The sequence below is a fragment of the Glycomyces luteolus genome, from assembly GCF_027622875.1.
GTDB lineage: Bacteria > Actinomycetota > Actinomycetes > Mycobacteriales > Micromonosporaceae > Glycomyces > Glycomyces luteolus.
The window spans coordinates 75,472-83,764 of the sequence record NZ_JAPZVP010000021.1; the positions used below are offsets into that span (position 1 = coordinate 75,472).

Below are 8,293 nucleotides of genomic sequence, written 5' to 3' on the forward strand. Positions count from 1 at the left end.
CCCCGCCCCGCCGGGGGGGTACGAGACACCCGGCGCGCCCCGCCGCCCGCCCGCGCCTTGCGGCGGGGGCGGTCGTCTCGTCCTAGGGCTAGAACGCTTCGTCGGGCAGGTCCATCGCGGTCAGGTCCGCGGCCTCGACGACCTTGCGGTCGGCGGTGAGGCGCGGGAGGACCTCCTTGGCGAAGAACTTCGCCGCCGCGACCTTGCCGCGGTAGAAGTCGTCGTCGGCGCCTTCGTCCAGCTTCTGCTGGGCGATCTCGGCCTGGCGCAGCAGGAGCCAGCCGACCATGAGGTCGCCCACGGCGAGCAGCAGGCGGCGGGAGTGGAGCCCGGCCTTGTACAGCTCGCGCGGCTCGTCGCCCATCGCGGCCATGAGGGCCGGCTGGAGCGCTTCGAGGATGCCCTGCACGTCGCCGAGCGCGCGCAGGACCTTGCCGCGCACCTCTTCGAGCTCCGCGTGCCCGTCCTGCGTGGACTCCATGATCTCGCCGGCGACGACCATGAGCGATTCGCCGTTGTCCTTGATGATCTTGCGGAACAGGAAGTCGAGGCTCTGGATCGCGGTGGTGCCCTCGTACAGCGTGTCGATCTTGGCGTCGCGCACGTACTGCTCGAGAGGGTAGTCCTGGAGGTAGCCGGACCCGCCGAAGACCTGCAGCGACTCCGAGCTCAGCAGCTCGTACGCCCGCTCCGAGCCGCAGCCCTTGACGAGCGGCAGCAGCAGGTCGTTGACCTTCTTGGCGGTCTCGGCCGCCTCGTCGTCGCCGTCGATCTCGGCGAGGCGGGACTTGTCCTGCCAGGAGGCGGTGTACGCGACGAGCGCGCGCAGCCCCTCGGCGTAGCTCTTCTGCATGAGCAGCGAGCGGCGCACGTCCGGGTGCTTGATGATCGGCACGCGCGGCGAGGCCTTGTCCGCGGCCTTGAGCAGGTCCGGGCCCTGGATCCGGCTCTTCGCGTAGTCGAGCGCGTTGAGGTAGCCGGTGGAGAGCGTGGCGATGGCCTTGGTGCCCACCATCATCCGCGCGTACTCGATGATGAGGAACATCTGCCGGATGCCCTCGTGCTTCTCGCCGAGGAGCCAGCCCTTCGCGGGGGACTTCTCGCCGAAGGTGAGCTCGGCGGTGGCCGAGACCTTGAGGCCCATCTTGTGCTCGATGTTGGTGACGTTGACGCCGTTGCGCTCGCCGAGTTCACCGGTGGCCGGGTCGAACAGGAACTTCGGCACCATGAAGAGGCTGAGCCCCTTGGTGCCCGGTCCGCCCGCGCCCTCTTCGCCCACAGGGCGGGCGAGTACGTAGTGGATGATGTTGTCGGTCATGTCCTGGTCGCCCGAGGTGATGAAGCGCTTGACGCCCTCGATGTGCCAGGAGCCGTCGGGCTGCTTGTAGGCCTTGGTGGTGCCCGCGCCGACGTCGGAGCCCGCGTCGGGCTCGGTGAGGACCATGGTCGCGCCCCAGCCCTTCTCGACGAAGAGCTTGGCCCATTCCTGCTGCTCGGGAGTGCCCTCGATGTACGCGCTGTGCGCGAAGGAGGAGCCCGCGGCGTACATCCACAGCGCCGGGTTCGCACCGAGCACGAGTTCGGCCAGGGACCACCAGAGGATGCGCGGGGCGACGGTGCCGCCGAGGACCTCGGGGAGGTCGAGGCGCCAGTACTCGGCGTCGATGAACGCCTTGTAGGCCCTCTTGAACGACTCGGGCAGCGTCACGGAGTGGCTGGCGGCGTCGAACTCCGGCGGGTTGCGGTCGCCCTCGACCCAGCCGGAGGCCAGCTCCTCCTGGGACAGGCGTGCCAGCTCGGTCAGGATCTCGCGGGCGGTCGCCTCGTCAAGGTCGGCGTAGGCCGGGTGGTCGAGAATCTTGTCCGCTCCGAAGACCTCGAAGAGGTTGAACTCCAGGTCTCGAAGGTTGTGGCGGAAGTGCGTCATTGCGGGTCCTCCATTACTCGGTGGTAACGCCCATCATATTACTCGTGAGTAGCTACCTCAAGTATGCCGCGCCGGAACGCCGGGGAGAAGTACGTTCAGAGGAAAATCCAGTCCGATTTCCGACCGCGCCGACACGGCGCGTTCCATCGATCGGGTGAGCGTTCCCGGACTCGCGCGGCGCCGCCGTAACCTGCGCACCCGTGCCTCGTTGAACCGTGTGACCGACCGCCTGTGCGAACCAACGGGAGCACCCCATGATCCGAGCCGTCGCCGACCGCATCGCCGCGCGCGCCCGACCCGCCTACATCGGACGCCACCGCCGCGCCCGACCCGTCCTGCACCGGGTCTTCCGCGTCGCGATCCCGGAGGCTCAGCCGCTCTCCGGCCGGTAGTCCAAGAGCAGCAGCGCGATGTCGTCGGTCAGCGGGCCGCCCACCCAGCGGCGCAGCGCCGACTCCAGGGACGCCAGGCCGTCACCGGTGTTGCCGTGCCCGATGAGGCTCCAGGCCCGCTCGCGGATCGGGAAGAACTCCCCGTCCTTGCGCGCCTCCGCCAGGCCGTCCGTGTACAGGAAGATCCGGTCCCCCGGCTGCAACCGCACCGTCAGCTCCTGCACCGACGGGCCGAGCCCCAGCGGCGGCGCCATCGACTCCGGCTCCAGGTACGTCGCCACACCGTCGCGCACCAGCATCGGCGGCGGGTGCCCGCAATTGAGGATCTCCAGCGTCCCGCCCCGCTCCTGCAACAGGATCGCGGTCACGAAATCCTCGTCCCCCGCGTTCCGCGCCACCGCGTGGTCCAGGTCGTTGACCATGCACCGCTGATCGGAACGCTCGAACGCCACATGCCGGTACGAGCCGAGCACCGTCGACGAGAGCCGCACCGCGTCCAGGCCCTTCCCGCGCACGTCGCCGATGATGATCCGCACCCCGAACTCGGTGTTCAGCGCCTCGTAGAGGTCCCCGCCAATCTCGGCGCCCGAACGCGCCGAGACGTACCGGGCCGCGACGTCGAAGGGCCCCAAGCGCTCCCCGATCGGCCGCAGGATCGCCTGCTGCACAACCGAAGCGAGCTGCGTGAGCCGCTTCATCCGCTCGTCGTCCCGCTCGCGCACGACCGCCACCGCCGCCGAGATGACCACGGCCACCGACACGACCAGGAAGTCCACGCCGTGCGCGGCCACCCCGACCATCCCGAAGTCGAAGATGATCCACAGGTGGACGAAGGCCGCCGCCATGCTCGCGAGCCCGACCCCGACCACCCAGCGCCAGGGCAGGAACGCCGAGGCCGCCAGGGGAGGGAGGGCCAGCCACGAGATCGCGTGCGACTCGTCCCGCACGGTCAGCCGCAGTCCCACCAGGACGACCACGACCGCGAAAGCGGCGGCGAACGCCACCCGCATCGATGGCGCCGACCAGCCTTGACGGCGATCAGTGCGTGCCATCTCGGGCCTCCGTCGCAGCATTGTGCGCATGTGGGTGAATGCCTCCTTCCTACCGGATCGCGGCCGGGTCGCCCGCGCGTTCGCGGAAGCTCTCGCACGGGGGTCGGGCGCGGGCGGACCCGTGCCCCGGGCGCGCCCGGCCGGAGCCGGAGGGATGCGCGCGCTCGCGTGCGTTGGAAGGCGACGGGGTGCCCGGGACGCCGGACCCGATCTGACCATCGCCGATGTGAAGATCGTAATGGTCGGGGACGCGATACCGGTCGTTGAGGACCTCGTCAGACGGGTGAGGGACAAGTCTGTGCGTTCGGTCGGCCGCGAACGCCGAACGGGCGGTTGGGACCTCGGCCGATCGGCCGGTTCGCGCTGGAGGTTCGCGTGATCAAGGGCGCTGGCGTGGCGCGGTGCGCCATGTCAGAGTTGAACGCGTGCAGTACACGCTTTCGAGGACCCGGTTCGACAGCCCTGTGGCGCAATTGCTCTGCGCCGAGATCCAGGAGGAGTACGTCCGCCGCTACGGCTCGGGCGACGAGACGCAGCTCGGCGAGGACGACTTCCACCCGCCGAACGGCGACTTCATCGTGGCCTTCGACGAGGCCGGGGAGCCGGCCGGGTGCGGCGGCTGGCGCGCGCACGAAGAGGACGCCGAAATGAAGCGCGTGTACGTGCGCGAAAACGCCCGCCGCCGGGGACTCGCCCGACTCCTCGTGGCCGCCGTGGAGGCGTCCGCCGCCGAGGCCGGCCGCAAGCGGGTCATCCTCGAGACCGGCCCGCGCCAGCCCGAGGCGGTCGCGATGTACGAGGTGCTCGGCTACGTGCCGGTGACCCCGTTCGGGCACTACGCGTGCACGGACGGCTCGATCCACTTGGGCAAGGAGCTCGGCTCCGAGCGCGCATAGATGCGATTCGGCTCGCGGCCGGACAGGCGTTCGCCTGTCCGGCCGTGTGCGGGTGCCGGGGCGCCACTTGCGACTATTCAGTGAAAGATCTTCTTTAGCCGCAAGCAACCGTGAATCACTCTCATTGCGTCTTTCGGTCTAGGACGGCCAAACGGGCCAACCCTCACATCCACCCCGAAAGGATTCACAGTGGACAGAAAGAGGAAGCATCTGATCCGTATCGGCGCGGGCGTCGCCGCAGGCCTGGGCGCCGCCGCCATCGCGTGGGCGGGCGTCGCCGCCAACGCGGAACCCGCGGACACCGAGGGCGACTTCGAAGCCCAGATCATCGGCGGCGGCGACGTCGAAGAGGGCCAGTACCCCTGGCTGGTCGGCCTCGGCTCCCCCGGCGAGGGCACGGCGTACGAGAGGCAGTTCTGCGGCGGCTCGGTGATCGCCGAAGACGTGGTCCTCACCGCCGCGCACTGCGTCGAGGAGTCCGTCGCGGAGGACCTGGTGGTCTTCTCCGGCGCGATCGACCTCGAGTCCGAGGACGTCGTCGAGACCGAGGTCGTGGACCTCCACGTCGCCGAGGACTTCAACGACCCGATCGCGATGGCGAACGACTGGGCGCTGCTCAAGCTCGCCGAGCCGGTCGACGTCGAACCGATCGCGCTCGGCACCGAGCCCGAGGAGTACGACCTCCTCGAGACCGCGGGCTGGGGCGACACCGGCGAGGGCTTCCCGACCACCGCGCAGTGGGTCGAGGTGCCGTTCGTGAGCGACGCCGACTGCGAGGCGGCCTACCCGGACGAGGTCGACGCGCAGACCATGCTGTGCGCGGGCGACCTGGAGAACGGCGGGGTCGACTCGTGCCAGGGCGACTCGGGCGGCCCGATCATGACCCCGGCCGGTGAGGACCAGGTCCTGGTCGGCATCGTGAGCTGGGGCTACGGCTGCGCCGAGGCGGGCAACCCGGGCGTGTACGGCGAGGTGGCGGACTTCAACGACGCCATCGACGAGGTCCTGGCGGGCTGGGAGTAGCACCCGCAGAGACCCTCAGGGCCGCATGGCAGGCGGCCTGATCACTCATGAGGGGGCCGGGGGGGGGGGCGGGGGCCCCGCGGCCCGCCCCGCCCCCCCCCGGCCCCCACGGGGGGGAGCGGGGCCGGGGCGCGCGGGGGGCCCGCGCCTCGGGGGGGGGGGGGGCGCCGCCCGCCCCCCCCCCCCCCCGGCCCTTCCCCTGCCGTCCACAGTGGATTCACTGCTTGAACCGCAAAGGACCTTATCGGTTTTAAAGTCCCTATTGGTATGACACGTAGGTAAATTCGGTCATATTAACTGAAATACCGGTGATGACGGGAATATATGAATATGAGCGCTTTTCCCGTAGGGTCACGGCATGGCGGCGCACCAATGCCGCCGCTTTCGAACCACCTGACTCGAAAGGAACTGCGCGTGCAGAACCGCAGAAAGACCCTCACCCGGATCGGCGCCGCCATCGCGGCGGGACTCGGCGCCACCGCCCTCGCCCTCGGCGCGACCGGCGCCTACGCCGAGGACAACAGCCCCGCAGGCGACTTCGACGCCCAGATCATCGGCGGCCAGCCCGCCGACGAAGGCCAGTTCCCCTGGATCGTGGCGCTCGCCGACGCGGGCGACCCCACCTTCAACTACTGCGGCGGCCAGCTCATCGAGGCCGACGTCGTGCTCACCGCCGCCCACTGCACCGAGGGCACCGCCGCCGCCGACATGGTGATCCGCCACGGCGGCACCGACATCACCCAGACCGAGGTCTACGAAGTCGCCGAGATCAAGGTCGCCGACGGCTTCGACGGCGGCACCATGGTCAACGACTGGTCGCTCGTCAAGCTCGCGGCGCCGATCCCCGACGCCGTGACCGTGCCGCTCGCCGAGGCCGACACCAAGGACTGGGAGAGCCTGACCGTGGCCGGCTGGGGCACCACCGAGTCCGGCTCGGGCTCGCAGGACCTGCTCTACGTGGACGTCCCCTACGTCACCGACGCCGAATGCGCCGAGGCCTACGGCACCGGCTTCATCGCCGACAGCATGATCTGCGCCGGAGACCTCGCCAACGGCGGCATCGACTCCTGCCAGGGCGACTCCGGCGGCCCGCTCGTCTCCCCGGACGGCGTGCTCGTGGGCATCGTCAGCTGGGGTGAAGGCTGCGGCGAGGCCGGCAACCCGGGCGTGTACGCCAACGTCGGGCTCCTGCACGACGACATCAGCGCCGCACTCGCGACCCTGTGACCGAGGACCGCGCGGCGGGGTCTCACGGCCCCGCCGCCGCGGCCTTGTATACTTCGATCGGCTCTGTTCGCCAGAGCTCGCGGGTGTAGTTCATTGGTAGAATGCGACCTTCCCAAGGTTGAGAGGCGAGTTCGATTCTCGTCACCCGCTCCAGAAGTTTCACGGCCGTCCCGGTGCACCGGGACGGCCGTTTCGCCTTTCCGGCTCGTTTTCACATCTAGGCCATTGACCTGCGTCTATGCCGCAGGGAGTGAAAGGCGAAGCGGTAACAGAGACCCTCTTCACATTCCGAATGCTCACGGGTAGTATGACCGCATCGATAATTTCCGATACTTGTCCCGAAAGTTTCGGAGCACCCTTCATCCCTCGAGAGGACGAGCAACGATGCGAAATCCCCTATTCCGGCCGCGAGCGCTGGTGGCCGCCGGAACGGCCGCCGTGCTCGCGCTGGGCGCCGCCGCGTGCGGCGACAGCGGCGAGAGCGACGCCGACGTCACCTTCTGGCACATCCAGAACGAAGACCCGATGAAGTCCACCTGGCAGGCCCTCGCCGACGAGTGGTCCGAGGAATCGGGCCAGACCGTCGAAGTCTCGGCCATCGCCGTCGAGGACTTCAAGACCCGCCTCTCCACCCAGACCCAGGCCGGGGACCTCCCCGACCTCTACAACACCTGGGGCGGCGGCGTGCTCGCCGAGCAGGTCGAGGCCGGGCTCGTGCGCGACATCTCCGGGCTCCCCTGCCTCGACAAGGTCAACCCGATCGCCCTCGAGTCCTACACGATCGACGGGAAGCTCTACGCGATCCCGTTCGACCAGGGCGTGGTCGGATTCTGGTACAACAAGGACCTCTTCGCACAGGCCGGGATCACCGACACCCCCACCACCTGGGCCGAGTTCACCGAAGACGTGCAGACCCTCAAGGACGCCGGCATCACGCCCATCGCGCTCGGCGGCGGCGACAAGTGGCCCATCCACTACTACTGGACCTACCTGGCGATGCGCCTGGTCGGCCTCGACGGCCTCGCGGCCGCGGCCGAATCGGGCGACTTCTCCGGACCCGGATTCGTGCAGGCCGGCCAGCTCCTCGCCGACCTCGCCGCCATGGAGCCCTTCCAGGAAGGCTTCGAGTCCGCCACGTACGGCGAAGCCGACGGCGAAGCCGCCGTCATGGGCGAGGGCCTCGCGGCCATGGAGCTCATGGGCCAGTGGGGCCCGCAGGTCCAGCGCGACGCCTCCGGCACCGAGGGCATCGGCGAGAGCCTCGCCTTCTTCCCCTTCCCCGCCGTCGAAGGCGGACCGGGAACGGCCACCGAGTTCCTCGGCGGCGGCGGCGGTTTCGCGGCCGGCGCCGACGCGCCGGACGAGATCGAGGACTTCATGTGCTACCTCCTCGAAGAGCAGAACCAGGCGCGCGTGGTCAAGGACGGCAACATGTCCACTGTGGCCGCCAACCCGGAGGCGGTCCTGCCCGAGCCGAACCACGAGCAGCAGGCCGTCATCGACGCGCTGGCCACCGCCACCGACACGCAGCTCTACCTCGACCAGGCCTACCCGCCGTCGATCGGCTCGACCATCAACGACGCCTCGCAGGGCCTCGTCCTCGGCGAGCTGACGCCCGAGGACTTCGTCGCCATGGTCAACGAAGCCTGGGCGGCCGAGCAGTGACGGTGACCCGCCAGAGGGATCAGCTCCCCGGCGCCGCCGGGGGCGGGGGGGGGCCGGGGGGGGGGGGGGGGCCCCGGCCCCCGGGCGGGGCGCGGGGGGGGGGGGGGGGGG

7 protein-coding genes and 1 tRNA gene are annotated in these 8,293 nt (G+C 69.8%); 6 read left to right on the forward strand and 2 right to left on the reverse strand.

Going from position 1 to position 8,293, the window contains the following annotated elements:
• Positions 1-88: 88 nt before the first annotated feature.
• The gene (locus O1R50_RS21785) at positions 89-1,927 is read right to left on the reverse strand and encodes an acyl-CoA dehydrogenase (protein ID WP_270112333.1); all 1,839 of its coding nucleotides are present in this window, start codon (positions 1,925-1,927) and stop codon (positions 89-91) included.
• Between the two features lie 254 nt (positions 1,928-2,181).
• Here O1R50_RS21785 and O1R50_RS21790 point away from each other — a divergent pair, with 254 nt between their 5' ends.
• Positions 2,182-2,319 carry a hypothetical protein gene (locus O1R50_RS21790; RefSeq protein WP_270112334.1) on the forward strand — a complete coding sequence of 46 codons (138 nt, stop codon included), beginning with the start codon at positions 2,182-2,184 and terminating at the stop codon, positions 2,317-2,319.
• Here the strand turns inward: O1R50_RS21790 and O1R50_RS21795 are convergent.
• Positions 2,298-3,371, reverse strand: coding sequence for a PP2C family protein-serine/threonine phosphatase (locus O1R50_RS21795; protein ID WP_270112335.1), 1,074 nt, complete (start codon positions 3,369-3,371; stop codon positions 2,298-2,300). The genes O1R50_RS21790 and O1R50_RS21795 overlap by 22 nt on opposite strands.
• Positions 3,372-3,796: 425 nt before the next feature.
• Between O1R50_RS21795 and O1R50_RS21800 the strand changes: the two genes are divergently transcribed.
• The 5 genes from O1R50_RS21800 (at position 3,797) to O1R50_RS21820 (ending at position 8,182) form a co-directional block, all read left to right on the forward strand.
• Positions 3,797-4,267, forward strand: coding sequence for a GNAT family N-acetyltransferase (locus O1R50_RS21800; protein WP_270112336.1), 471 nt, complete (start codon positions 3,797-3,799; stop codon positions 4,265-4,267).
• Positions 4,268-4,456: 189 nt separating this feature from the next.
• Positions 4,457-5,290: a serine protease gene (locus O1R50_RS21805; protein ID WP_270112337.1), complete on the forward strand. Its 834-nt coding sequence runs from the start codon at positions 4,457-4,459 to the stop codon at positions 5,288-5,290.
• Positions 5,291-5,704: 414 nt separating this feature from the next.
• The gene (locus O1R50_RS21810) at positions 5,705-6,517 is read left to right on the forward strand and encodes a S1 family peptidase (RefSeq protein ID WP_270112338.1); all 813 of its coding nucleotides are present in this window, start codon (positions 5,705-5,707) and stop codon (positions 6,515-6,517) included.
• 79 nt (positions 6,518-6,596) lie between these two features.
• Positions 6,597-6,670, forward strand: a tRNA-Gly gene (locus O1R50_RS21815).
• A gap of 231 nt (positions 6,671-6,901) precedes the next feature.
• Positions 6,902-8,182: an extracellular solute-binding protein gene (locus O1R50_RS21820; RefSeq protein ID WP_270112339.1), complete on the forward strand. Its 1,281-nt coding sequence runs from the start codon at positions 6,902-6,904 to the stop codon at positions 8,180-8,182.
• Positions 8,183-8,293 lie beyond the last annotated feature (111 nt).

What these genes read in the sequence shown, in the direction of transcription:
- O1R50_RS21785 (WP_270112333.1), bottom strand. Translation starts at nt 1,927, where the DNA reads ATGACGCACTTCCGCCACAACCTTCGAGACCTGGAGTTCAACCTCTTC.
- O1R50_RS21790 (WP_270112334.1), top strand. Translation starts at nt 2,182, where the DNA reads ATGATCCGAGCCGTCGCCGACCGCATCGCCGCGCGCGCCCGACCCGCC.
- O1R50_RS21795 (WP_270112335.1), bottom strand. Translation starts at nt 3,371, where the DNA reads ATGGCACGCACTGATCGCCGTCAAGGCTGGTCGGCGCCATCGATGCGG.
- O1R50_RS21820 (WP_270112339.1), top strand. Translation starts at nt 6,902, where the DNA reads ATGCGAAATCCCCTATTCCGGCCGCGAGCGCTGGTGGCCGCCGGAACG.